General features: G+C 73.3%; 28 protein-coding genes. 14 read left to right on the forward strand and 14 right to left on the reverse strand.

Features of this window, described 5'->3' with window-relative positions; all coding sequences use genetic code 11:
- Positions 1–313: 313 nt before the first annotated feature.
- Complete coding sequence (locus FED44_RS00105; protein ID WP_138459345.1) at positions 314–1,249, reverse strand: YihY/virulence factor BrkB family protein; 936 nt, start codon at positions 1,247–1,249, stop codon at positions 314–316.
- Positions 1,250–1,684, reverse strand: a complete 435-nt coding sequence (locus FED44_RS00110) for a CBS domain-containing protein (RefSeq protein ID WP_111697379.1) — start codon at positions 1,682–1,684, stop codon at positions 1,250–1,252.
- Between the two features lie 142 nt (positions 1,685–1,826).
- Here FED44_RS00110 and fbp point away from each other — a divergent pair, with 142 nt between their 5' ends.
- Positions 1,827–2,951, forward strand: coding sequence for a fructose-1,6-bisphosphate aldolase/phosphatase (gene fbp, locus FED44_RS00115; RefSeq protein WP_138459346.1), 1,125 nt, complete (start codon positions 1,827–1,829; stop codon positions 2,949–2,951).
- A gap of 16 nt (positions 2,952–2,967) precedes the next feature.
- A complete protein-coding gene (locus tag FED44_RS00120) occupies positions 2,968–3,180 on the forward strand; it encodes a DUF1918 domain-containing protein (RefSeq protein WP_111697319.1) in 213 nt (70 codons plus the stop codon).
- 4 nt (positions 3,181–3,184) lie between these two features.
- On the opposite strand, the gene FED44_RS00125 is transcribed toward FED44_RS00120, so the two are convergent.
- Positions 3,185–3,751 carry a phosphoribosyltransferase gene (locus FED44_RS00125; RefSeq protein ID WP_244301634.1) on the reverse strand — a complete coding sequence of 189 codons (567 nt, stop codon included), beginning with the start codon at positions 3,749–3,751 and terminating at the stop codon, positions 3,185–3,187.
- 168 nt (positions 3,752–3,919) lie between these two features.
- Here FED44_RS00125 and FED44_RS00130 point away from each other — a divergent pair, with 168 nt between their 5' ends.
- On the forward strand, positions 3,920–4,954 hold the full coding sequence (locus FED44_RS00130; protein ID WP_111697321.1) for a LacI family DNA-binding transcriptional regulator: 1,035 nt from the start codon (positions 3,920–3,922) through the stop codon (positions 4,952–4,954).
- Between the two features lie 17 nt (positions 4,955–4,971).
- Here the strand turns inward: FED44_RS00130 and FED44_RS00135 are convergent, their stop codons facing one another.
- Positions 4,972–5,970: a DUF418 domain-containing protein gene (locus FED44_RS00135; protein ID WP_138459347.1), complete on the reverse strand. Its 999-nt coding sequence runs from the start codon at positions 5,968–5,970 to the stop codon at positions 4,972–4,974.
- Between the two features lie 188 nt (positions 5,971–6,158).
- On the opposite strand from FED44_RS00135, the gene FED44_RS00140 reads away from it, so the two are divergent.
- The 7 genes from FED44_RS00140 (at position 6,159) to FED44_RS00170 (ending at position 10,022) form a co-directional block, all read left to right on the forward strand.
- Complete coding sequence (locus tag FED44_RS00140; protein WP_208758772.1) at positions 6,159–7,361, forward strand: sensor histidine kinase; 1,203 nt, start codon at positions 6,159–6,161, stop codon at positions 7,359–7,361.
- Between the two features lie 35 nt (positions 7,362–7,396).
- The gene (locus tag FED44_RS00145) at positions 7,397–8,020 is read left to right on the forward strand and encodes a response regulator (RefSeq protein ID WP_138459873.1); all 624 of its coding nucleotides are present in this window, start codon (positions 7,397–7,399) and stop codon (positions 8,018–8,020) included.
- 75 nt (positions 8,021–8,095) lie between these two features.
- Positions 8,096–8,368: a GlsB/YeaQ/YmgE family stress response membrane protein gene (locus tag FED44_RS00150; protein ID WP_111697323.1), complete on the forward strand. Its 273-nt coding sequence runs from the start codon at positions 8,096–8,098 to the stop codon at positions 8,366–8,368.
- A 145-nt stretch (positions 8,369–8,513) separates the two neighbouring features.
- Positions 8,514–8,741 (forward strand): HypC/HybG/HupF family hydrogenase formation chaperone, encoded by a 228-nt coding sequence (locus FED44_RS00155; protein WP_138459349.1) that lies wholly within the window; start codon positions 8,514–8,516, stop codon positions 8,739–8,741.
- Between the two features lie 18 nt (positions 8,742–8,759).
- Positions 8,760–9,395, forward strand: a complete 636-nt coding sequence (locus FED44_RS00160) for a hypothetical protein (protein ID WP_138459350.1) — start codon at positions 8,760–8,762, stop codon at positions 9,393–9,395.
- A 5-nt stretch (positions 9,396–9,400) separates the two neighbouring features.
- Positions 9,401–9,793, forward strand: coding sequence for a hydrogenase maturation nickel metallochaperone HypA (locus tag FED44_RS00165; RefSeq protein WP_138459351.1), 393 nt, complete (start codon positions 9,401–9,403; stop codon positions 9,791–9,793).
- Entirely contained in the window at positions 9,768–10,022 is a 255-nt protein-coding gene (locus tag FED44_RS00170; protein ID WP_165900420.1) for a HypC/HybG/HupF family hydrogenase formation chaperone, read from the forward strand. Before FED44_RS00165 ends, FED44_RS00170 begins: the two co-directional genes overlap by 26 nt.
- A gap of 2 nt (positions 10,023–10,024) precedes the next feature.
- On the opposite strand, the gene FED44_RS00175 is transcribed toward FED44_RS00170, so the two are convergent.
- The 6 genes from FED44_RS00175 to FED44_RS00200 form a co-directional block, all read right to left on the reverse strand.
- On the reverse strand, positions 10,025–10,216 hold the full coding sequence (locus tag FED44_RS00175) for a Kae1-like domain-containing protein (RefSeq protein WP_138459353.1): 192 nt from the start codon (positions 10,214–10,216) through the stop codon (positions 10,025–10,027).
- Between the two features lie 34 nt (positions 10,217–10,250).
- On the reverse strand, positions 10,251–10,577 hold the full coding sequence (locus tag FED44_RS00180; protein ID WP_111697328.1) for an STAS domain-containing protein: 327 nt from the start codon (positions 10,575–10,577) through the stop codon (positions 10,251–10,253).
- The gene (locus tag FED44_RS00185; RefSeq protein ID WP_111697329.1) at positions 10,577–11,647 is read right to left on the reverse strand and encodes a cobalamin B12-binding domain-containing protein; all 1,071 of its coding nucleotides are present in this window, start codon (positions 11,645–11,647) and stop codon (positions 10,577–10,579) included. Before FED44_RS00185 ends, FED44_RS00180 begins: the two co-directional genes overlap by 1 nt.
- Positions 11,648–11,721: 74 nt before the next feature.
- Entirely contained in the window at positions 11,722–12,804 is a 1,083-nt protein-coding gene (locus tag FED44_RS00190; RefSeq protein ID WP_244301635.1) for a cobalamin B12-binding domain-containing protein, read from the reverse strand.
- Positions 12,801–14,459, reverse strand: coding sequence for a PP2C family protein-serine/threonine phosphatase (locus FED44_RS00195; RefSeq protein ID WP_138459354.1), 1,659 nt, complete (start codon positions 14,457–14,459; stop codon positions 12,801–12,803). Before FED44_RS00195 ends, FED44_RS00190 begins: the two co-directional genes overlap by 4 nt.
- A 102-nt stretch (positions 14,460–14,561) precedes the next feature.
- Positions 14,562–15,488, reverse strand: coding sequence for an ROK family protein (locus FED44_RS00200; RefSeq protein WP_138459355.1), 927 nt, complete (start codon positions 15,486–15,488; stop codon positions 14,562–14,564).
- A gap of 282 nt (positions 15,489–15,770) precedes the next feature.
- Between FED44_RS00200 and FED44_RS00205 the strand changes: the two genes are divergently transcribed.
- Positions 15,771–16,772 carry a sulfite exporter TauE/SafE family protein gene (locus tag FED44_RS00205; RefSeq protein ID WP_138459874.1) on the forward strand — a complete coding sequence of 334 codons (1,002 nt, stop codon included), beginning with the start codon at positions 15,771–15,773 and terminating at the stop codon, positions 16,770–16,772.
- Positions 16,773–16,790: 18 nt separating this feature from the next.
- On the opposite strand, the gene FED44_RS00210 is transcribed toward FED44_RS00205, so the two are convergent.
- The 4 genes from FED44_RS00210 to FED44_RS00225 are packed head-to-tail and all read right to left on the reverse strand — an operon-like array spanning position 16,791 to position 20,367.
- Positions 16,791–17,423, reverse strand: coding sequence for a TetR/AcrR family transcriptional regulator (locus tag FED44_RS00210; protein WP_244301637.1), 633 nt, complete (start codon positions 17,421–17,423; stop codon positions 16,791–16,793).
- Entirely contained in the window at positions 17,387–18,196 is an 810-nt protein-coding gene (locus FED44_RS00215; RefSeq protein WP_138459356.1) for an SDR family NAD(P)-dependent oxidoreductase, read from the reverse strand. The genes FED44_RS00210 and FED44_RS00215 overlap by 37 nt, the downstream gene beginning before the upstream one ends.
- Positions 18,197–18,250: 54 nt before the next feature.
- Entirely contained in the window at positions 18,251–19,216 is a 966-nt protein-coding gene (locus tag FED44_RS00220; protein ID WP_138459357.1) for an LLM class F420-dependent oxidoreductase, read from the reverse strand.
- A gap of 53 nt (positions 19,217–19,269) precedes the next feature.
- Positions 19,270–20,367, reverse strand: coding sequence for an NADH:flavin oxidoreductase/NADH oxidase (locus tag FED44_RS00225; RefSeq protein WP_111697334.1), 1,098 nt, complete (start codon positions 20,365–20,367; stop codon positions 19,270–19,272).
- A 111-nt stretch (positions 20,368–20,478) separates the two neighbouring features.
- Here FED44_RS00225 and FED44_RS00230 point away from each other — a divergent pair, with 111 nt between their 5' ends.
- The 3 genes from FED44_RS00230 (at position 20,479) to FED44_RS00235 (ending at position 22,181) form a co-directional block, all read left to right on the forward strand.
- Entirely contained in the window at positions 20,479–20,823 is a 345-nt protein-coding gene (locus tag FED44_RS00230; RefSeq protein ID WP_111697335.1) for an ArsR/SmtB family transcription factor, read from the forward strand.
- A 92-nt stretch (positions 20,824–20,915) separates the two neighbouring features.
- The gene (locus tag FED44_RS35515) at positions 20,916–21,077 is read left to right on the forward strand and encodes a hypothetical protein (protein WP_165900421.1); all 162 of its coding nucleotides are present in this window, start codon (positions 20,916–20,918) and stop codon (positions 21,075–21,077) included.
- Between the two features lie 45 nt (positions 21,078–21,122).
- A complete protein-coding gene (locus FED44_RS00235; RefSeq protein WP_138459358.1) occupies positions 21,123–22,181 on the forward strand; it encodes a sulfite oxidase in 1,059 nt (352 codons plus the stop codon).
- The last annotated feature ends 9 nt before the right edge of the window (positions 22,182–22,190 follow it).

Raw genomic sequence — 22,190 nt, forward strand, 5'->3', positions numbered from 1 at the left:
CGTACCGCCGTCCGTGCCGACGCTTGTGCCGGCGCGCGTGTCCCGGCCCGTTTCGCCGCCGCCCACGCCGCCGCCCACGCCACCGGTGTCGGCAGCCGGCTCGGGCACCGGCCGCTCGGGGGACGGCCGGTCAGGAGACGTCGGAGAGTCGGCCGACTCCAGTGTCCCTTCACCCTGACCAGGGAGTGAGGGGAAGACGCTGGAGATGCCGTTGCCTGGGGAACGACCGGTGTCGGGCACGCCTCCCCTACTGCCCAAACAATCTACGATTTATCGCGACAAATGCCGTGCAGTGCACCACCATCCCGACGCGTCAGGAACGGTCATTCGAGGGGCGGTCCGGTTCACGCATGGGGCTCGCCTCTCGCGCATGACGTTCGATCGCGCCGTTGATCTCCGCGCCGAACAGCACGACCAGCGAGGAGAGGTACAGCCAGAGCATGAGCACGACCACCGCCCCCAGAGCGCCGTACGTCTGGTCGAAGCGGCCGAAGCCGCTGACGAAGACCGACAGGCCCACCGAGACCAGCAACAGGGCCGGTACGGCGAGTCCCACTCCCCAGCCGACCGTGTGCCACCCAGGGCGCCGTCCGGGTTCCAGCCGGGCGCCGGGGACATACCGGTAGAGCAGCGCCAGCCCCGCACCGAAGAGCAGGACGAGCATCAACCAGCGCCCGGCCGAGACGGCGGCGCGGGCGGCCGCGCCGAGCCCCAGGTGCCCCAGCACCACCGGGAACGCGGCCACGAGCGCCAGCAGGACGGACGTCCCGGCGATGGCCGCGACCGTGAGCAGCAGGGCCGTCAGCCGGGTACGGAGGAAGCCGCGCTCCCGCCGGCCGCTGTAAAGCGCGTCGACGGCCCGGACCAGCGCCTGGACGGCACGGGACGACGCCCACAGCAGCGCGACGAGGCTGAGCGCCAGGGGCGCGCCGAGACCCTGGCGCCCGGCGCGCACCGCGTGGGTGAGCTGGGAGACGAGCAGGCGGCCGACGTCCGGGGGCAGCGGGCGGGTGAACGACGCCAGTTGCCCGGCCACCTGCCGGGGGTCGGCAACCAGCCCGTAGACCGCCACCACGACCATCAGGCTCGGGAAGACTGACAACGTTCCCCAGAAGGCGATGCCCGCGGCCAGCAGAGACAGGCGCTCCCGGGACGCCTCCTCCCGCACCCGCCGGATGATCGCCCGCCACTCCTCGGCCGGAGGCCACGCCTGCGCCCACCCCGTGATCACGCCGTACCGGCGCCGCATCTAGTCGCTCTGCCGCTGCGGCTCGCTGATCTCCTTGACCACGGGCGTGAGCAGGTCGGCGGTGAGCTGGTGCATCTGGAGGAGCAGGTCGTCGATGGTCAGCATGCCGACCACCCCCTCCTCCTCGTCCGCCACGGGCAGCCTGCGGAAGGAGTGGTGGCGGAAGGTGTCGAACGCCACCTCCACCTCGTCGCCGGGCCGCACCACGACGGGACGCTCCGACATCACCCGGCCGACGGGCGTGTCCGCGTCCTCCCCGCGGGCGAGTACGCGAAGGGTGAGGTCGCGGTCGGTCACGACGCCCGTGACGCCCTGCCCCTCCGAGACGACGACGCATCCGACGCCCGAGTAGTCCATGTGCCGCGCGACGTCCCGCACCGGGGTGACCGGCGGGACGACCACCACGGGCGTGGACATCACATCTCTGATCTTCATGGCCGGCACTCCCCCCGCGCCCGCCCAGGGCCCTGTCCTCAGCCCACTCCTACCCGCCGTACAGAAGCCCCGCCCTATTTGTGACCTAGTGCTCTTTTTATTCCCGAAAATACAGAGAAGGATGTATTTGGAGGTGATGACCATGATTACGCTGAGCGTCATCAAGGCCGACACCGGAGGCTTCGTCGGCCACTCCGCCGTGCACCCCCGATTGACCGCCGAGGCCAGGCGGGAGATCGAGCGGGCCAAGTCATCCGGGCTGCTCGTCGACGGCCACGTCGAAAGCTGCGGCGACGACATCTCGCTCATCATGACCCACACGTACGGCCCTGAGGCGGGGCTGATCCACTCCTTCGCCTGGGACACCTTCCAGGCGACCACCCACATCGCCAAGGATCTCGGCCTGTACGGCGCCGGGCAGGACCTGCTGTCGGACGCCTTCTCCGGCAACCTGCGCGGCATGGGCCCGGGCTACGCGGAGATGGAGTTCGAGGAGCGGCCGTCAGAACCCGTGCTGTGCTTCCTCGCGGACAAGACCGAGCCGGGCGCGTGGAACCTGCCGCTCTACAAGATGTTCGCCGACCCGTCCAACACCGCCGGCCTGGTGATCGACGAGAAGATGCACGCCGGGTTCGCGTTCGAGGTGTACGACCTGTGCGAGGACCGCCGCATCGTCTTCGACTGCCCGGCCGAGCTGTACGACATGCTCATGTACATCGGCGCCCCGGCCCGCTACGTGGTCCACGGCGTACGGTCCAAGACGCTGGGCACGACCGCGGCGGCGACCAGCACCCAGCGGCTGTCGCTGATCGCCGGGAGGTACGTCGGCAAGGACGATCCGGTCATGATCGTACGCTGCCAGTCGGGCCTGCCGGCCGTCGGCGAGGCGCTGGAGCCGTTCGCCTTCGCGTACTCGGTGGCGGGCTGCATGCGCGGCTCGCACCACGCTCCGATCATGCCGGTGCCCGTCGGGCAGGCGCACCCGTCCCGCTTCGACGGCCCGCCCCGGGTGGTCGCGCTGGGCTTCCAGATCAAGGACGGCAGGCTGGTCGGCCCGCGCGACATGTTCGACGACCCGGCTTTCGACGGCGCGCGCCGGCAGGCGACCGAGGTGATGGACTACCTGCGCCGCCACGGCCCCTTCGAGCCGCACCGGCTGCCGCTGGAAGACCTGGAATACACCACGATGGCCTCTCTCACCAGGCGCCTGTCGCACCGCTGGACGCCGATCACGACCGAGGTCGCCACACCGGCAGGATTGCGATGAGAGGACTGTGATCAGGATGAAGGCGGCGGTCGGCGACCGACTGGTCGTCGAGAGCATCCAACGGGGCAGGGTGGGTCGCGTCGGGATCGTGCTGGCGCTCTACCACACCGACGGCTCGCCGCCCTACCTCGTGCGCTGGCTGGACGAGGAACGGGAGACGCTGTGCTTCTACCCGGGCCCCGACGTCCGGATAGAGCACTACCTGGAGTGGTGCCCGCAGAGCCCGTGAGGTACTAAGCCCGGTGGAGGCACTCCATGACGTCCTCGTCGCTCGTCTGGGTGAAGTCCTCGTACCAGGCGCCGATGGCGTAGAAGTGGTCCGGGGTGTCCAGGCAGACGATCTCGTCGGCGTCCCCGCGCAGGCTCGCGATCGTCTCCGGCGCGCCCACGGGCACCGCGAGCACCACCGTGGACGCGCCGTGCGCACGGGCGACCTGGCAGGCGGCGCGGGCCGTCCCTCCCGTCGCGATCCCGTCGTCCACCACGATCACCGTACGGCCGGCCAGGTCGACGGGCTCGCGGGCGCCGCGGAACCGGCGGGCACGGCGCTCCAGCTCGGCCCGCTCACGGCGTTCCACGGCCGCCATCTCGTCGTCGGTGAGCCGGGCGAGCCGTACGACGTCGGGGTTGACCACCCGCACCCCGCCCTCGCCGATGGCGCCGAACCCCAGTTCCGGCTGGTACGGCACGCCCAGCTTGCGCACGAGGATCACGTCCAGGGGAGCGCCGAGGGCCCGGGCGACCTGGAACGCCACGGGCACCCCACCTCGGGGCAGCCCGACGACGACCACGTCTCCCACGCCATCCTTTGCCTCACGGAGGTCACGCAAGCGCTCGCCGAGGAGGAGCCCGGCGTCACGACGATCCACGAACACGACATTCACCCCCAAAACCTGACGGTACGCGGCCTCTCGTGCGCGAGGAGAGCCGCGGGTGAGTCCTGATCGCCTGTCCTGCATACTGGGGCGGTGACCGCGACCGACCGGGCCCCCGGCGGGGAGCTTCCCCGGCACCGGCCGACTCTGGCCGAGATCGCCAATCTGGCGGGTGTGTCTCCGCCGACCGTGTCGAGGGTGCTCAACGGGCAGGCCGGGGTCGCCCTGGCCACCCGGCAGCGCGTGGAGGCGGTGCTCCGGGAGCACGGCTACCGGCGGCGCGACAGCGAGCCCGCCGCGATCCTGGAACTGGTCTTCCACGCCCTGGAGAGCCTGTGGGCGCTGGAGATCATCCAGGGCGTCGAGCAGGTCGCGCGGGAGCGTGGGCTCGCCGTGGTGCTGACCGAGATGCAGGGCAGGCTCACCCCCGGCAGGGCCTGGACCGAACAGGTGCTCGCCCGCCGTCCCACCGGGGTCGTGGCGGTCTTCTCCGAGCTCACCGTGCAGCAGCAGTCCCAGCTCGCCACCCGTTCGATCCCCCTGGTCGTGCTGGATCCGACCGGGGAGCCGCTGCACCAGACGCCGTCCGTCGGGGCCACCAACTGGAGCGGCGGGATGGCCGCCACCCGGCACCTGCTCGACCTGGGCCATCACCGCATCGCCATGCTGAGCGGGCCCACCCAGTGGCCGTGCTGCCGGGCCCGGCTCGACGGTTTCCGGGCCGCGATGGACGCGGCGGGCGTGTACGTGGACCCCGCCCTCCTGCGGATCAGCACTCTCTATGTGGAGGGCGGGTTACGCGACGGCGCCGAACTGCTGCGCCTGCCCGACCCGCCGACCGCCGTCTTCTGCGCCAACGACCTGCAGGCCCTCGGCGTGTACGAGGCCGCCAGACGGGCCGGGCTGCGCGTTCCGGAGGACCTCAGCGTGATCGGGTTCGACGACCTGTCGTTCACCCAGTGGGCCGGGCCGCCCATGACGACCGTACGGCAGCCGCTCGTGCAGATGGGGGCCACCGCCGCGCGGATGGTCCTCCACCTCGCCGACGGCGAGCCGCTCGAACAGCACCGCGTCGAACTCGCCACCACCCTCGTCGTACGGGAGAGCACCGCGCCGCCCCGTTCCTGACCTCTCTGCGGCCCCGTTCACGGCCGGTGGCCCCAGGTGGCCCACCGCCACAGCCACTCCAGCGGGCCGTACCGGTGCGTGCGCAGCCAGAGAACGGACCACAGCCACTGGACGGCGAGGATGACGGCCGAGGTCAGTGCCACTCTCGCCGAGGACCAGGCCTCCGGTGAGCACCCGCAGAGGCGGGCGGCCAGCAGGACGAGGACGGTCGCGGTCAGGTAGTTGGTCAGCGCCATCCGGCCGAGCGGCGCGAAGACGGCCGTCAGCGCCGGCCGGAGCGGTGTCCGCAGCAGCACGAGCAGGGCACAGACGTAGACCCCCGCGAGCAGCAGCCCGGAGAGGGCGAGCGCCCGCCCGAATCCGGGGTCGTCGACCTCCTGACCGGCCGACCACCACAGGGCGGGCGCCGCCGCGGCCGCGAAGGCCGGTCCGAGCAGCGCCGGCACCCGGGTGGACCGCTCGATCCGGGCCGTCACGCCGTATCTGGTCAGCGCGGATCCCAGCAGGAACAATCCGGCGACCAGGGTGAACCTCTCCCCGCCGAGGAACAGCGCCACCGCGACGAGCACGGGGGCGAGCCCGGCGACCACCCGGCGCGGCAGCCAGGTCGAGGGCAGCAGCACCAGCAGGCCGATGACGGCGTACGTGCTCAGGATGTCGCCGGGCCAGAGCAGGAGGAAGTGCGCCAGCCCGGCCGCGAGCAGCACGAGGAGCCGGCGCAGCAGGATCACCCTCGGGCGGGCGGCCCGGGCGGCGGCCGACTCCAGCAGCAGCGAGAACCCGACGCCGAACAGCAGCGAGAAGATCGGGAAGAAGCGCTGCTCGACGAGCAGGCCCATCCAGGCGTCGTCGGGGGTCGTGGGGGCGGCCGCCCGCAGGACGTCTCCGGTGTGGGCGATGGGTTTGACGTTGGCGAGCAGGATTCCGCACAGCGCGAAGCCGCGCACCACGTCGAGCGCGGTGATGCGCTCACGTCGCGTTCTGTGGGCCGCGGGAGGTTCCGTGAGAGCTTCCATGAAAGCCGCATCCTGCGCGGACCCGTACGCCTCCGGCATCGGCCGCAAGCGGGAATCGGGCGGCGCGGGACCATACTTTCGGCTGGTTCTGCGCGGCCCGCCCATCTCGTAGCCTCGGCCCTGTGTTTACTGAGGGCGCTCGTAACCTCGGCCCTGTGTTTACTGAGGGCGCTGTAGCCGGGGGCCGTGTGCGGAGATGGGCGGCCGACGCCGGGCTGGGCGCCGTGTTCGCCGTGGTCCTGGCCTTCTGGGCCTCCCTCATCGCCGACAGCTGGGGCGGGGGCTACTGGCGGTTCGACTGCGCCGCCGGGGCCGCGGTCTGTGCCATCGCATTGTTCCGGCGGCGCGACCGAGCATGGGCGGCGGTGGCGGGCCTGGCCGTGGCGGCGACCGCCGTCCTGGCCGCCAGGTTCGCCGACCTGCCCGCCGAACCGGGTCCCGGGATGGCCCTCGGTCTGGCCGTGCTGGTCGCCGCGGCGGTCAGGAGACTGCCGGTCCGTACGGCCTGCGGCGTGGCGGCCGGCGGGCTGGCCGTGGCCGTCGGCAGCCTGCTGACCGCGCACACGTCCGCCGCCGGGGTGCCGTCGGTCACCGCGATGAACGTCGCGGCCTGGGCCGCCGCCGTCGTGGCCGGGCTGAGCCCGCGACTGCTCGACGCCCGCAGGCGGGCCGTCGCGGAGGCGGTGCGCCAGGCCGAACGGCTGGCGCTGGCCCGGGAGCTGCACGACGTCGTCGCCCACCACGTCACCGGCATCGTGGTGCAGGCGCAGGCCGCCCGGCTCGTCGCGCGGCGGAGCCCGGAGAAGGCGGGCGACGCCCTGGGCCAGATCGAGGCGGCCGGGTCCGACGCGCTGGCCGCGATGCGTCGCGTCGTCGGCCTGCTGCGCGTCGCCGAGGGTGAGGCGGGCGGCCCCGACGCGGGCCCGGGAGTCGCCGAGCCCGGCCGCCTCGGCGACCTGGTCGGGCGGTTCGAGGCCGGGGGCCGCCCGGTGCGCCTGCGGCTGCCGCGCGAGGAGGAGACGGCGATGTGGCCGCCCGAGGTGGCCTCGACGGTCTACCGGGTGGTGCAGGAGTCGCTGACCAACATCGCGCGCCACGCGCCGCGGGCCCGCGAAGTCACGGTCAGCGTGGAGCGGGACCGGGACGTCGTCGTCGTGGAGGTCGCCGACGACGCGCCGCCGGGGTCGCAGGCGGGATCACGCGGGGGATCTCGTGGGGGGTACGGCCTGCTCGGGATGCGTGAGCGGGTCGAGGCGCTCGGCGGCACGTTGCGGGCCGGGCCACGCCCCGGATCCGGCTGGTCGGTGCTCGCCACCCTGCCCGCCCCACCGCCCGCCACCCTGCCGACCGCCCTGCCCAGCCCCCGCCAAGAGTCCCGGCGCGACGCGTGACGACGATCAGAGTCCTGGTGGCCGACGACCAGGCGATGGTACGCGGCGGCCTGCGGCTCATCCTGGAGGACCAGCCCGACATCGAGGTGGTCGCCGAGGCGGCCGACGGCGCCGAGGCCGTCGAACTGGCCCGGCGGCTGCGGCCGGACGTGTGCCTGGTCGACGTGCGGATGCCCCGGCTCGACGGCATCGAGGTCACCCGTCTCCTGGCCGGCCCGGGAGTCCCCGAGCCGCTCAAGGTGGTCGTGGTCACCACCTTCGACCTGGACGAGTACGTGTACGGCGCGCTGCGGGCGGGCGCGGTGGGCTTCGTGCTGAAGGACTGCGGCCCCGCCCTGCTGGTGGAGGCCGTGCGGGCCGCGGAGGCCGGGGACGCCCTCGTCTCCCCCTCGGTCACGCTGCGGCTGCTGCGCCACCTGACCACCCACTGGACCACCGACCCGGCCACCCGTCCGGAACATCCCCTCTCGAACCGGGAGATCGAGGTCGTCCAGGCCGTCGCGCGGGGCCGTACCAACCAGGAGATCGCCGCGGAGCTGTTCATCTCGCTCAGCACGGTCAAGACCCATGTGTCGGGCATCCAGGCCAAGCTCGGGGTGCGCAACCGCGTCGAGATCGCCGCATGGGCCTGGGAGAACCGACTCACAGAACGTACGTGACACAACAGCCCAAAATGTGTCAAATCAGCCGGAACGGGCAGGAGGTGGGCAGCAGAACTAGAGAAGGGTGGCAGCATGGCCGTAAGCGGCATCATCTCCGCCATCATCATCGGACTCATCATCGGCGCTCTCGGCCGACTGGTCGTGCCCGGGCGTCAGGCCATCCCGATCTGGCTGACCATGGTGATCGGCGTCATCGCCGCCCTCATCGGCACGGCGATCGCGCGAGGCCTCGGAGTGGCGACCACCCCCGGCATCGACTGGCTGGAACTGATCATCCAGGTGGCGCTGGCGGCCCTGGGCGTCGTCGCCGCCGTGGCCGTCTTCCGGCGCGGAAGCGTCGGATAGGCCCTCCCCGACGGCCCCGGCACAGGCCGGGGCCGTCGGCGCGTTCCCGGACTTCACCGACCTTTACGCAATCACCGACTTCCTTTGAATTCGCCCGGCCCGGGGCGGCGTACGGTCGTCTTTCGGGGGCGTTTCGGGGGTCTTGATGAACTGCCGTGATGACACGTGTGTCACCTGCTCGGACGAGGCGGTCGCGGTCACCGTCCTACGGCTCCTCGACGCCGGCCTCGCGCTCGCCGACACCGGCCGCGGCCGGGAGGTGGTGAGCGTCGCCCTGGTGGACGTCCAGCCTGGCGACGTCGTGCTGGTCCACGCCAAGGAGGCCATCGCCGTGGCCCCCAGTGGCGGCCCCCGGTGGCGTCGTGTCAGGTGAGCCCGGAGGGAGGCGCTCGTGAAAGAGGCGGGCCCGATGACGGCGCCGATGGAGCACCGCATGCGCTGGCAGTTCGGCGTGCTCGCGCCGCCGGGCTTCCCCGGCGAGCCGTCGGCCGGCGTGACGGAGTGCCTCCTTGAGGCGGACCCGGACGCGACGATCGACCTGCGGCTGCGGTTCCTGCACGTCAGGTGCAGGACCGTGGAGCGGGAGGAGGACGACGGCTACTGGCCGGTGCCGAAGCTGACCGTCGCCGGGCACGACTACCTCGGCTTCGACGAGGCCGTCGAGCGGGAGACCCGGGCCGTCATCCCCCTGACGGGCGGGCGGCGCACGATCGAGGTCCACGTGCCCTGGGGCCGGGAGATCGAGCCGATCCTCTCCCCGAGCGGTGAGCGCACCGGCCGCGTCATCTGCGAGCACCAGCCGATCCACGCGGAGCTGCGGGTCTCCGCCGAGCGGCTGGCCGATCCGTACGGGCTGGTCAGGTTGCGGGTGGAGGTGCACAACACGGCCCGCTGGGAGCGTGCGGACGCGCCGCGCGAGGAGGCCCTGCGGCACTCGCTGGTCGCGGCCCACCTGCTGATCGGCATCAGCGGAGGAGCGTTCGGCCCGGGCCCGGCCGACGAGAGCCCGCAGGTCAGGGGGGTGTGACGGCGATGCACGAGTTCGGGATCGCCGAGGCCGTCCTGGACGCCGTGGAGCACCGCGCGAAGGGCAGGCGGGTACGGCGGGCCCGGGTGCGGGCGGGCGCCCTGCTCCGCATCTCCCCCGCGGTCCTGAAGCAGGCGTTCGGCCTCGCCGCCACCGGCACGGTGGCCGAGGGGGCGACGCTCGACCTGGTCGTCGAGCCCGTCCGGCTCGTCTGCCGGGGCTGCGGGCACAACGCCCTGTGCGACAACCCGATGACGATCTGCGGCGAGTGCGGGGGCATCGACATCGACGCCGAGGGCGGGGATCGCCTCGTCCTGGAGTCGGTGCAAATCGTGGAGGCGGCCCATGTGCCTGGGGATTCCGGGCGAGATCGTGGAGATCCCGTCCGATCGGCCTGACCTCGCCACGGTCGACGTGAGCGGGGTCCGCCGGGCCGTCAACATCGACCTTCTCGACGGTCAGCCGCTGCGGCCCGGCGACTGGGTCCTCATCCATGTCGGTTTCGCCCTGTCGAAGATCGACGAGGACGAGGCCAGGGCCGCGCTGGAGTTCCTGGAGGGCATCGGCCAGGCGTACGAGGACGAACTCGCGGCGCTGCGCGACTCGGGCCCGGGCGCGGAGGGGTGAGATCATGCGCTTCGTCGACGAGTACCGCGACGCGGACAGTGGGTCAGCACGGTGAAGCGGCGTTCCTCCAGCAGGGTGACGGCCCGATCGAGCAGGAGCAGGTTCTGGAAGACGCCGCCGGAGAGCGCCACCGCCGACAGGCCGGTGGTCTCCCGCAGGTGGTCGCAGCCGTCGGCGACGGCACGCCTGCTCACGGGCCCATTGTCTCGCGGCGGTTCAGGCCGCGGTTCAGTCGGGCAGGTCGAAGACGTCGTCGAGGGCGATGACCCGCAGCAGATGGCGCAGGTAGGCGGTCAGCGCGACGATCCGGAGGGCCGCCCCGCGTTCCTCGGCTCCCCGGTAGAGGTTCATCACGACGGCGATGCCGGAGGAGTCGACGAACCTCAGCCCGGCCAGGTCGAGCTCGATCACCCGCGGGTTGTCCGCGAGCACCTTGTCCGCCTCTTCGGCCGCCTCGTCCACGGTGGTGTAGTCGAGCTCACCGGTCAGCACCAGGCGCGCGGTGCCTGGCTCGGGGGTGACGTACTCGACCAGTAACGGCGGCGTGTCCTGCATCAGGGGCTCGTCTCTTCGGGTTCGGGGTGATCGGGGGCGTCAGGGGCCACGCCCGCCGCTCTCATACCCTCGGCGAGGAACGCCCGGGTGCGAGGGCAGTCTGTCAGCTCGCCGCGCAGGACGGCCAATCCGAGCACGACGGACTCGCTCGGCACTCCGCGCGCGGCCAGCACCATGCAGGTCCAGGTGACGAAGTCCGTGAAAACCGACACGTCGCCGAGATACAGCGCGGCGCCGAGGAAGTCGGCGACGTACCCGAGATCCTCCGTTATCTGCTCCATCTGCCACGGGTCGTAGTCCCGCATGGGCGGGTAGGAGGCGACGAGCAGGTCCAGCGCCCGCGGCAGCAGCTCGCCCCGGCGCCGGGCGAGGCAGGCGTACTCGCCGTCGGGCGGCAACTCGGCGCCGTTCTCCCCGGCGAGCGGCAGCGGCCCGGTGTCGAGCAGGTCGGCCGCGATGTCGGCGGCCGGGGCCCAGGCATCCGCGCCGAGCAGACGGGCGATCCGGTCGTCGGCGCCGAACGCGGCCCCGCCCACCAGGACGGGGACGCCGGCCATCCGGCAGGCGCCGACGGCCCGGTGCGCGCGGGGCAGCCACACGGGCAGCGTGCAGCCGAGCGCGACCAGCTCGGGGCCGGCCTGCCCGATCCATTCGACCAGATGGGGTGCGGGCACACTGGCGCCGAGGAAGTCGGCCCGCCATCCGTGCAGGCGCAGCACCTCGGCCAGGAGGCGGGTGGGCAGCGCGTGATTCTCCCTCTCCACGCAGGCGACCACGACCCGCCCGCGGGTGGGGGGCGGGCTCACCCTGCGGGCGACGGCGGCGACGACCCGCTCGCTGACCGCGGTCGCCGCGTGCTCCTGGGCCACGGACCACCGGTTGACCGCCCAGAGCCGGCCGACCCGGCGCTGGGCCGGCCCGATCACCCGCAGCAGCACGTCCTGCGCGGAAACGCCCTCGTCGAGCATCCCGAAGACCAGGTCGACGGCGCCGGACTCGTCGGCCTCCTCGATCTGTCGCAGATAGCGGACGATCTCGCTCGTGAAGCCCGCCGCCGGGGCGCTCACCATCGCACGGCCACCGGCCGAGGGGGGAGCCGCCGGGGTCTTCCCACGTCACGCCCCCTTCAGCTGAGTCCTCTTTCTCACGTTACCCGTGGGGGTGAGCCGCCGGACGGGCGGGAGGCGGTCGCCGCCTCCATGCCCTCGGCCAGCAGCGCGCCGGCGCGCGGGCAGTCGGCCAGCACGTCCCGGAAGAGCCGCAGCCCGAGCACCACCGACTCGGCGGGCACCTTCCGGGCCGACAGCACCTCGCAGGTCCACGTGACGAAGTCGGTGAACAGGATCGCGTCGTGGACGTAGAGCGCGGCGGCGAGGAAGTCGGCGATGTGCCCGAGGTCCTCCGCGGTGTGCTCAAGCTGCCGCTCGCTGTATCCGCCCATCGGGGCGTACGACTCCCTGAGCAGGTCCAGCACCCTGGCCAGCACCTCGGCGCGGTGCCGGGTCAGGTATCCGTACTCCTCGTCGCCCAGGTGGACCGCCCCGTCACTGCCGGCGGCGAACGACGGCAGCCCGGCGGCGAGCCGGTCGGCCGCCGCGTCGGCGGTGGGCGCCCACGCGTCCGCGCCCAGCAGGCGGGCGAAGCGGCCGTCGGCTCCGAAGGCGGCCCCGCCCGCGAGCACCGGGACGCCCACGGCGCGGCAGGCGGCGATGGTGGCGTGCGCCCGGGGCAGCCGGGTCGCGATCATGCAGCCGAGCGCCACCACGTCGGGGCCCGTCTGGTGCAGGTGCGTGATCAGGTGCGGGCCCGGCACGCTCGCCCCCAGGAAGTCGACCCGCCATCCCCGCAGTCGCAGCACCTCGGCCAGCATGCGGGTGGGCAGCGCGTGATACTCCCCGTCGGCGCAGGCCACCGTCACCCGGCCACGCGTCGGTTTGGACCGCACCCGCCCGGCGATCGCCGCGACGGCCCGCTCGCTGACCGCGGTGGCCCCGTGCTCGCGGGCCACCGACCAGTCGCCGGCCGCCCACAGCTCACCCACCCTGCGCTGGCCCGCGGCGACGACCCGCAGCAGCACGTCCTCGGCGGGGACGCCCTCGTCGATCAGGTCCAGGACGAGATCGACCGCGCCGTACTCGTCGGCCTCGCCGATCAGTTTCAGGTAGCGCTCCACCGCGGTCCCGGCGCCGGTGCCCGCCGGACCGCCCGTCATCCCTGCCTGGGTCATCCCGTCGTCTCCGCCCACACGGTCATGGCGCCCGGCGTGGCGACCGTCGCCGTACCGGTCTCCGTACCCGTCGCCGGGTCGTGCCCGCCCGCCCGTACGGCGAGGAGGGCGCGGTCGTCCTGCTGTCCGCCCGCGAGCCACTCACTGCTGATCTGCTCCAGCCGCTCCACCAGCGCGTCGACCGGCATGCCGGCACAGCTCGCCAGGGCCTCCTTGAGCCGTTCCTCGCCGAACATCTCCCGCCTGGTCGGGCCGCCGAAGGCCTCGGTGATGCCGTCGCTGTACAGCAGGCACACCTCGCCGGGAGCCAGGTCGACCGTGGCCGGCCGCACCACGGTCTTCTTCAGCGCGCCGAGGAGGGAGCCGCGGGCGGGCGCCTCCTCCACCGTGCCGTCCCGGCGCAGCACCAGCGGCGGCGGATGGCCCGCCACGGCCAGATCCACCAGCACGTGCTCGTCGGGGGCGACCCTGAGCGCCGCGAGGACCAGCGTGACGTAGGAGTTCGGCGCCGGCGAAGCGAGCAGTGACCGGTTCAGCAGTTCGAGTAGCTGGACCGGGCGGCTTTCCAGCAGCAGCAGCGCGCGCAGGCTCTGCCTGACCTGCCCGGCCAGTACGGCCGCGCGGGCGCCCTTGCCGCAGACGTCACCCAGGATGATCAGAGGCGGCCGTTCCACGATGCCGATCCCGCTGTCGTGACCGGCGCCGGTCTCGGACATGTAGACGTCGTAGAAGTCGCCGCCCACGGCGCCGGCCTGCTGGGAGGACCGGAGCCTCCCGGCGAGGCGCATGCCCTCGACCTCCGGCAGGTCGGGCGGCAGCAGGTCGTCGATCAGGATGGCGTTCACCGCGCTCTGCTCCCGGAACAGCGAGGCCGCCGAGAGCGCCGCGCCCGCCCGGGACGCGAGGTCGCGCACCATCGCCAGGGCCTCGTCGTCGAACGGAGGCCGGCCGGCGCGGCGGACCAGCGCCATCGCCCCCGCGGGGACGCCGTTGCCGGGCAGCGGGAAGACCAGCAGGTCACCGGCCGGGCCGAACCCCTCCGGCAGCAGCCAGTCCGGCACGGCGCCCGCGTCCTGCCGCCCGCCCGAGCCGTGCGTCAGGCCCGCGAGCGCGTCGGTCAGGCCCGGCACCCGCAGCGCCGTCGAGAGCGGCATGACGCCCTCCTCCGGTCCGGGGTGCCCGGCGACGGCCCGGATCCACTCGACCCGGCGGTTGGTGGCGGGCGGCAGCACCACGACCGCCAGGTCGCACAGGAAATCGGTGCCCAGATCCACGGCGGCGCGGGCGCATCGGCGCGGGTGGAGCGACGCGAACAGGCGGCGCGCGGCCTCCAGCAGGAACTCGGCGCGGCGCGGCAGGGACGGCGCCTCACTCAGGTAGAGGGCACGGTGGTCGCCGGCCGCCTCCGTCCGCACTCGGATCACCCGGCCGCCGTACGTCACCGTGCTCGATCCGGCCGGGTCCAGCTGTGGGGGAACCGGCCTGCCCGGGACGATCTCCGGCGCCAGCCGGGCCGCCGCCGCGTTGGCCAGCAGCACGACGCCGCCTGCGTCGCACAACACGATTCCCTCGTCGCTGCCGTCCAGCAGCGCCGCCATGTCGCCGGGCGTCGCCCGCGCGGCTCCCGCGTTCGTGGAGCCGGTGGCGCCTCTCACCCGTGCGTTCTCCTCATGGCCCTCGGTCCTCGGATGCGTCGTATTTGCCAGACTACCTTCGGCCCCGACGGCCCGATCCGCGCCCCTTGACCACGGGACGGGTCAAGCGCCGCCCTGGAGCAGGACCAGGGCGGCGGCGCCGAACAGCCCGGCGTCGCGGCCCAGTGAGGTCGGTTCCACCCGCAGGCGGCGCAGGAAGCCGAGCCCGGTGTTCCGCCCGATCGCCCGCCTGAGCGGGTCGAACAGGATCGGTCCCGCCGCGGCCACGCCCCCTCCGACGACGACGTCGTCGAGATCGAACAGAGCGGACGCCGTGAGGACGGCGGTGGCCAGCGCGCCGGCCGCGCGCTCGAAGGCGCGGACGGCGGTGGGATGACCGGCGCGGGCGTCGGCGGCCAGAGCGCGGGCGTCCGCGCCGGTCCAGCCGTTCGCGGCGGCCCAGCGCACCATGCCGGGCCCGCTGGCGATGGTCTCGACGCATCCGACGCCGCCGCAGGGGCACGGCTCGCCGCCGGGATCGACGGTGATGTGGCCGATGTGACCGGCGTTGCCGGTCGGGCCGACGTACGGCACGCCGTCCAGCACGAGACCGCCGCCCACGCCGGTGGACACGACCATGCCGAGCATCGCCCGGCTCCGCCCGGCGGGCCCGTCGGGGACGGGGCCGGTGAGCCCGCGCCACCACTCGCCGAGCGCCATGCACTGGGCGTCGCCCGCGAGCCGTACGGGACGGCCGGGCAGCGTCTCACCGAGCGCGTCGACCAGCGGGAAGTCACGCCAGGTGGGGATGTTCACCGGACTGACCCTGCCGCGGCGGGGGTCGAGCGGACCGGCGGAGCCGACCCCGATGCCGTCGAGGCGGTCGGGCGCCACCCGATCGGTGATCCGGCGCACGACCTCCGACAGCGTCCGGCCGGCCGACTCCGGGCCGCGCAGCGGCACCTCGGTGCGGGCCAGCATCTCGCCGTCGGGCGCGACCGCCGCGGCGGCGAACTTCGTGCCGCCGATGTCCACCGCGAGCACGGTCATCGCCGCGTCCCCGGTCTCTCCACCACGGTCGCTCCCGTCACTTAACCGGATAAGGCCCCGCAACGGTAGTCGCTTGACGACCGCCGCGTCAACGCTCCGTCACCGGCACCCGGGCGGCCGTCGACGAACCGGTTCAGCGGTAAATATCCGGCCCCGCGGACATCGGCGGGGCGGGGGCGGGAAGGGCCGCGAGGGGACCCGCCCGGGCGAACAGGAGGACACGGAGGCTTTCCATAATTCCGATCGATTTGGTAGGGTTCGCAGGTGCATTTCGACTACACCATGGCGATCGGCTCCTTTCTGGTCGCCGTCGTCGTCGGCCTGACGGGGATGGGCGGGGGCGCCCTCATGACGCCCATGCTCGTGACGTTCTTCGGCGTGCCGCCCCTCGCCGCCGTCTCCAGCGACCTCGTCGCCGCCGCCGTGATGAAGCCGGTGGGCAGCCTCGTGCACCTGCGCCGGGGCACGGTCAACCTGAGGCTCGTCGCCTGGCTGTGCGCGGGCTCGGTCCCGGCGGCGTTCTGCGGCGTGCTCATCGCCCGCGCCCTCGGCACCGGCGAGGGCGTGCAGAGCGTGATCCAGAAGGGCCTCGGCATCGCGCTGCTCATCGCCGCGGCGGGCCTGGCCGTCCGCGGCTACCTCGCGATGCGCGACCGCGCCGAGGGCCGCACCCCCGAGACCGGCCGCCGCACCGCCGCCCCCGGCGAGCCGGCCGCGACCGAGATGCCCTCGGTCACCGTACGGCCGCTGCCGACCGCGCTGGTGGGGGCCGTCGGCGGGCTCGTGGTCGGCATCACCTCGGTCGGCTCGGGCTCCCTGATCATCGTGGCCCTGCTCGCGCTCTACCCCGCGCTGAAGGCCAACCAGCTCGTCGGGACCGACCTGGTCCAGGCCGTGCCGCTGGTCATGTCGGCCGCGCTCGGCCACCTGCTCTTCGGCGAGTTCACGCTGTCGGTCACGGTCGCGCTGCTGGCGGGCTCGATCCCCGGCGTCTACCTCGGCTCGCGCATCTCCTCCCGCGCCCCCGGCGGCCTGATCCGCCGCGCCCTGGCCTTCGTGCTGCTCGCCTCGGCGCTGAAGATGTTCGGCGTCGGCAACGCGCAGACCGTCTGGGCCCTGCTCGCCGTGCTGCTGCTCGCCCCGGCCTTCTGGATGGTCCTGCGCGTGCGCTGCGGCCTGCCGCCGCTGCCCTGGACGCGTAGGGCGGCCTCTTCAGCGGGCACCTCACCGGACTCCTCACCGGACTCCTCGGACAGAGACCCCGACCGGATCGCCGCGCAGTAGGGCCGCCGGCGGCCCGGCTCAGGAGGCGGGCGGGTGGCGGCGTAGGGACTGCCAGATGGGCTCGGGCAGCAGCCGGGCGGCCTCGTCGAGGTCCGCCTCCGGCGCACCGGCGATCCACCGGCGCGCGACCTCGGCCACCGGGCCGATCAGCAGTATCTCGATCACCGGCACGGGCAGGCCGGCGATCGCCCCCGACGCGACGTGCGGGCGCAGCCACGCCACCAGCGCGTCCAGGCGCGACGTCTTCGCAGCGGCCGCCGCCCCGGGCTCCACGTGCCCGAGGTACGGCGAGGCGTGGATGAACCTCGCCTTGGCCGGGTGCTCCCGTACGAAGCCGAGGTAGGCGACGACGATCGCGCGCACCCCCGCGCGGGGGTCGTCCACCCCCTCCACGGCCTCGACCAGCGCGTCGAGCAGATCGGCCAGGCACGCGGAGTAGAGCGCGGTCGCGAGGCCGGGGAAGCTGCCGAAGTGGTGGTAGAGGCTGCCGACGCTGATCCCGCCGCGCCCGGTGACCGCCCGCATCGTGAAACCCTGCGGGCCGTCGTCGGCGTACACGGCGAGGGCGGTGTCGAGCAGCCGCCGCGCCGTCTCCTCGCCGCGCCGCTGCCGGGTCACGCCGTCCCGGTGAGGGCCGCGGCCTCGCTCCACAGCGCCTCCGCGAGCGCGGCGTCCCGCGCGACGGGGGCGAGCGGGGTCTCCTCGTCGATCTCGAAGTAGCGGCCGGTGCCGCCGGAGGCGTCGAGGGCGAGGCGCACGACGGGCCGCGCGCCGGCCTCCGGGGTGTCCCAGGTGCGCTTGACCGCCTTCAGCACCAGCCCGAGCGGGCCGCCCCTGGCCCCGAGGTCGGTCCGGATCACGCCCGGGTGGACCGCGTCGATCGTCACCCCGGCATCCTGCCACCGCCGGGCGAACAGCGGCACCATCATGAGGTTGCACAGCTTGGTGTCCGCGTACGTGCGGATGGGGTGGAAGTCCAGCCCGGTCGCGGTCCGGCCCGGCTCCGCCCGGCCCTTGACGTACAGGCCCGCGCTGACCTGGACCACCCGCGTGCCGCTCTCGCGCAGGCGCTCCTCCAGCAGGTGGTTGAGCAGGAACGGCGCGAAGTGGTTGACCGCGAACGCGCGCTCCACGCCGTCCGCGGTGATCTCGCGGCGGGCCGGCCAGACGCCCGCGTTGTGCACCAGCACGTCGAGGCGCGGGCAGGCGTCCAGCAGGGCGCCGGCCGCCTCCCGCACCGACGCCGTCTCGCCCAGGTCGGCGACGACCAGCACGGCGCCGCCCGGCAGGGCCGCCCGCGCCACCTCTCCCCGTACGGGATCACGGGCGACGATCACGACCCGGTACCCCTCCTGGGCGAGGCGGGCCGCGACCGCCTGCCCGATCCCGCGGGAACCTCCGGTGACCACAGCCGTACGCGTCATGGGAGCGACTCTAATTAGAGAAACTCTCTAGAGCAACTCTCTAATTGTGAGTGGTCAGAGCGAGCGCAGCGCGGGGAGCAGCTCCTTCTCCGACCACTCGAAGAACTCCCGCTGGCGCTCCCGGCCCACCTGGACGAGCGCGAGGTGGGTGAACCCGGCGTCGATGTACTGCCGCACCGCCTCGACCACGGCGTCCACGTCGGCGCCGCAGGGCACCTTCTCGGCCACGTCCTCGGGCCGTACGGTCTCGGTCGCGGCGGCGAAGTTGACCGGGGCCGGCAGCTCGGACATGACCTTCCAGCCGGTCACCGCCCAGCGCCACATCCGGTGCGCCCGCTCGACGGCGGCGTCCCGGTCGGGGTCGTAGCAGACGGCGAGCTGGCCGTACACCGGCTTGCCCTCGCCGCCCGACGCGGCGAACTTCTCCACCAGCGAGCCGTCCGGGTCGGTCGCGATGAGGCCGTCGCCGAGCTCGGCCGCGATGTCCGCCGACTGGCCGCCGGACGCCGCGATCGCGATGGGCACCGGGCGCTCCGGCAGATCGAAGACCCGGGCGGAGTCGATGTCGAAGTACTCGCCCCGGTAGTTGCGGTAGCCACCCTGGAAGAGCTCCCTGATGACCTCGATGGCCTCGCGGAACATCTCGTGCCGGGTGTTGACCGGCGGCCACCCGTGCCCCACGACGTGCTCGTTCAGGTTCTCGCCCGCCCCGAGCCCGAGCGTGAACCGCCCGTCGCTGAGCACCCCCACCGTGGCCGCCTTCTGGGCCACCACCGCCGGGTGGTACCGCATGATCGGGCAGGTGACGTACGTCATCAGCGGCAGCCGTTCGGTGGCCTGCGCCACCGCGCCGAGCACCGACCAGGCGTACGGGGAGTGCCCCATCTCGTCCAGCCAGGGGAAGTAGTGGTCGGAGATGACGGCGTAGTCGAAACCGGCCCGCTCGGCCGTGACCGCGTCCTCCACCAGCTCCTTCGCCGGGCTCTGCTCGGACATGAGTGTGAAACCGATCTCTGCCATACGCGACCCCTACCCACGTCCGTCCAGGTCAGACGGACCGCTCAGACGGGCGCTCAGACGGCCCGGTGGTACTGGTGGGGCCATCGGCCGGCAGCGCCGAGCTCCCGGGCCGCGCGGTTCGGCCAGTAGGGGTCGCGCAGCAGCTCACGGCCGAGCATCACCGCGTCGGCCTGCCCGGAGGCGACGATCTCCTCCGCCTGGCGCGGCTCGGTGACGAGCCCGACGGCCGAGGCGCGCAGGTCGGTCTCCGCGCGCACCCTGGCCGCGAACGGCACCTGGTAGCCGGGGCCGGTCGCGATGCGCGCCCGCGGCGCGTTGCCGCCGGACGACACGTCCAGCAGGTCGACGCCGTGGGAGAGCAGTTCCTTGGCCAGCCGCACGGTGTCGTCCGCCGTCCAGCCCTCGCGGGGGTCCTCGGGGTTCTCGCTGAGCCAGTCGGTCGCCGAGACGCGGAAGAACACCGGGAGCTCCTCGGGCCACTCCGCGCGCACGGCGTCGACCACCTCCAGGGCGAAGCGGGCGCGGTTCTCGAAGGAGCCGCCGTACGCGTCGGTGCGGTGGTTGGTGAACGGCGACAGGAACTGGTGGATCAGGTAGCCGTGGGCGCCGTGGACCTCCACCACCTTGAAGCCCGCCGCGAGCGCCCGGCGCGCCGCCGCCGCGAAGGCGCCGACGAGCCGCCGGATGTCCGCCTCGTCCAGCTCGTGGGGCACCGGGTGGCCCTCGTCGAACGGGATCGGGCCGGGCCCGACCGGCCGCCAGCCGTGCTCCTCCGGGCCGACCGGCGCGCCGCCGCGCCACGGCCGGTCCGTCGACGCCTTGCGGCCGGCGTGGGCGAGCTGGACGCCGGGCACCGCGCCGTGCTCGGCCAGGAACCGGGCGACGCGGCCGAACGCCTCCTGCTGCCGTTCGTTCCACAGCCCCAGGTCGGCGGGGCTGATCCGGCCCTCCGGGGACACGGCGGTGGCCTCGGTCATGATCAGGCCGGCCCCGCCCACCGCCCTCGACCCGAGGTGGGTGAGATGCCAGTCGGTGGGCACGCCCTGCTCCGGACCCTCCACCGCCGCGGAGTACTGGCACATCGGCGACATCCAGGCACGGTTGGGGATGGTCAGGTCGCGCAGGGTCAGGGGCTCGAACAACGCGCTCACGGCCGCGCTCCTCTCGTCGTCGGGACGCTAATACGATAACCGTCGTAGTACGTCATCTGTCAAACTACGATGGGCTTCGTACAATAAGGGGGTTCGCGAAGGGAGCCGCCGATGCCGTCCACCACCCCTCAACTCCGGACGCTCGACCATCCGGACCGGGCCGAGATCCGGCTCGAAGACGTGCTGCACGCGTTGTCCGATCCCGCCCGCCTCCAGGTGGTGCACTACCTCGCGGGCGGAGGCGAGGCGTCCTGCTCGGCGATCGACCTCGCCGTCAGCAAGTCGACCAGCACCCACCACTTCCGGGTCCTGCGCGAGGCGGGGGTGATCAGGCAGGTCTACCGCGGCACCGCCAAGATGAGCTGCCTGCGCCGGGAGGACCTCGACGCCCTCTTCCCCGGCCTGCTGGACTCCGTGCTCCGCGCGTACGAGACGCGGTGCGTCCAGCGTACGTAACCGTCCAAATCGCCTTGACCAGTTACCGGCTTTGCGTTACCTTGGTAACTGCCTAAGAAAATAAAGACAGTTACAACGGCGTTGGGGCGGCAATGATGTTCTACGACTACTCCCTGGCCACCGAGCGGGTCACCGAGCTGCACCGCGCGGCGGACCACGCCCGCGTCGCGAGCCGCATGGCCGCGGCCCGGCGCTGGTCACGCCTCGCGTCCTGGGCCGAGCGCCAGGCCCGGCGGGCGGGCGACCTGGGCTGACGCCCGCCGCCCGCGCCGGGCCGCCGACAGTGTGAGGAGGCGCGGATGCGGGCATGCGACGTCCCCGGCACGGCGGTGGTGAAACCGACTCCCGCCGCCCTGATGGAGGACGCGGGCACCGGCCTCGATTACGGCACCCGGCCCGACCGCCTGCCCGGCCTGCTCACCCCGAACGACCGGTTCTTCGTCCGCAGTCACGCGCCGACCCCCCGCCTCGACCCCCGCATCTGGACGCTGCGCGTCGAGGGCGCCGGCGTACGGCGAGCCGTCGACTACACCTACGACGACCTGTGGCACCGGTTCCCGCTCGTCTCGGTCGTCCGTACGCTGGAGTGCGCCGGCAACCGGCGCGCCCTGTTCGCCGCCGAGTGCGGGCGCCGCTTCGACGGGGTCCAGTGGGGCCGCGGCGCGATCGGCACCGCCGAGTGGACCGGCGTCCCGCTGCGCGACCTGCTCGAACCCGCCGGGCTCACCGGCGCCGCGGTCGAGGTCATGCCCGAAGGACTCGACGAGGGCCGCGCACGCCGTCCGATGCCCCTCGCCAAGGCGCTGGCCCCCGACACCCTGCTCGCGCTCGCCATGAACGGCGAGATCCTGCCGCCGGACCACGGCTTCCCCGCCCGCGTGGTGGTCTCGGGCTGGCTCGGCGCCGCCAGCGTCAAGTGGGTGGGCCGGATCGAGGTGTCCGACCACCCCCTGCACGTGGTGTGGAACACCGACGACTATGTGCTCGTGACTCCCGGCGAGACCGCCGTGCCCATCACCTCCACCCCCGTCGCGAGCCTGGTCGAGCTGCCCTGGCCGGCCCGGCTGCGGCCCGGCCCGCGCCTGGTCCGCGGCCGGGCGTACGCCGGGGAGGACCGGGTGGCGGCGGTCGACTACCGGATCGACGACGGCCCCTGGCGGCCGGCCGGCCTCGACGGGCCGGATCTCCCCGGCGTCTGGACCCGGTGGCGCTTCACCTGGGATCCCACCCCGGGAGCGCACGTCGTGCGTGTGCGCGCCACCGACGAGCACGGCCGCTCCCAGCCGGACGCCACCCCCTGGAACACCCTCGGCTACTGCCACAACTCGGTGCTCCCGCACCCCGTCCTCGTGGCCTGAGGCAAACCA

Origin of the sequence: Microbispora triticiradicis, from assembly GCF_005864065.1 — a bacterium.
In the GTDB taxonomy this organism is placed as follows: domain Bacteria; phylum Actinomycetota; class Actinomycetes; order Streptosporangiales; family Streptosporangiaceae; genus Microbispora; species Microbispora triticiradicis.

What these genes read in the sequence shown, in the direction of transcription:
- FED44_RS00105 (WP_138459345.1), bottom strand. Translation starts at nt 1,249, where the DNA reads ATGCGGCGCCGGTACGGCGTGATCACGGGGTGGGCGCAGGCGTGGCCT.
- FED44_RS00110 (WP_111697379.1), bottom strand. Translation starts at nt 1,684, where the DNA reads ATGAAGATCAGAGATGTGATGTCCACGCCCGTGGTGGTCGTCCCGCCG.
- fbp (WP_138459346.1), top strand. Translation starts at nt 1,827, where the DNA reads ATGATTACGCTGAGCGTCATCAAGGCCGACACCGGAGGCTTCGTCGGC.
- FED44_RS00120 (WP_111697319.1), top strand. Translation starts at nt 2,968, where the DNA reads ATGAAGGCGGCGGTCGGCGACCGACTGGTCGTCGAGAGCATCCAACGG.
- FED44_RS00135 (WP_138459347.1), bottom strand. Translation starts at nt 5,970, where the DNA reads ATGGAAGCTCTCACGGAACCTCCCGCGGCCCACAGAACGCGACGTGAG.
- FED44_RS00145 (WP_138459873.1), top strand. Translation starts at nt 7,397, where the DNA reads ATGGTACGCGGCGGCCTGCGGCTCATCCTGGAGGACCAGCCCGACATC.
- FED44_RS00150 (WP_111697323.1), top strand. Translation starts at nt 8,096, where the DNA reads ATGGCCGTAAGCGGCATCATCTCCGCCATCATCATCGGACTCATCATC.
- FED44_RS00155 (WP_138459349.1), top strand. Translation starts at nt 8,514, where the DNA reads ATGAACTGCCGTGATGACACGTGTGTCACCTGCTCGGACGAGGCGGTC.
- FED44_RS00165 (WP_138459351.1), top strand. Translation starts at nt 9,401, where the DNA reads ATGCACGAGTTCGGGATCGCCGAGGCCGTCCTGGACGCCGTGGAGCAC.
- FED44_RS00180 (WP_111697328.1), bottom strand. Translation starts at nt 10,577, where the DNA reads ATGCAGGACACGCCGCCGTTACTGGTCGAGTACGTCACCCCCGAGCCA.
- FED44_RS00185 (WP_111697329.1), bottom strand. Translation starts at nt 11,647, where the DNA reads ATGGTGAGCGCCCCGGCGGCGGGCTTCACGAGCGAGATCGTCCGCTAT.
- FED44_RS00190 (WP_244301635.1), bottom strand. Translation starts at nt 12,804, where the DNA reads ATGACCCAGGCAGGGATGACGGGCGGTCCGGCGGGCACCGGCGCCGGG.
- FED44_RS00200 (WP_138459355.1), bottom strand. Translation starts at nt 15,488, where the DNA reads ATGACCGTGCTCGCGGTGGACATCGGCGGCACGAAGTTCGCCGCCGCG.
- FED44_RS00205 (WP_138459874.1), top strand. Translation starts at nt 15,771, where the DNA reads ATGGCGATCGGCTCCTTTCTGGTCGCCGTCGTCGTCGGCCTGACGGGG.
- FED44_RS00215 (WP_138459356.1), bottom strand. Translation starts at nt 18,196, where the DNA reads ATGACGCGTACGGCTGTGGTCACCGGAGGTTCCCGCGGGATCGGGCAG.
- FED44_RS00220 (WP_138459357.1), bottom strand. Translation starts at nt 19,216, where the DNA reads ATGGCAGAGATCGGTTTCACACTCATGTCCGAGCAGAGCCCGGCGAAG.
- FED44_RS00230 (WP_111697335.1), top strand. Translation starts at nt 20,479, where the DNA reads ATGCCGTCCACCACCCCTCAACTCCGGACGCTCGACCATCCGGACCGG.
- FED44_RS35515 (WP_165900421.1), top strand. Translation starts at nt 20,916, where the DNA reads ATGATGTTCTACGACTACTCCCTGGCCACCGAGCGGGTCACCGAGCTG.
- FED44_RS00235 (WP_138459358.1), top strand. Translation starts at nt 21,123, where the DNA reads ATGCGGGCATGCGACGTCCCCGGCACGGCGGTGGTGAAACCGACTCCC.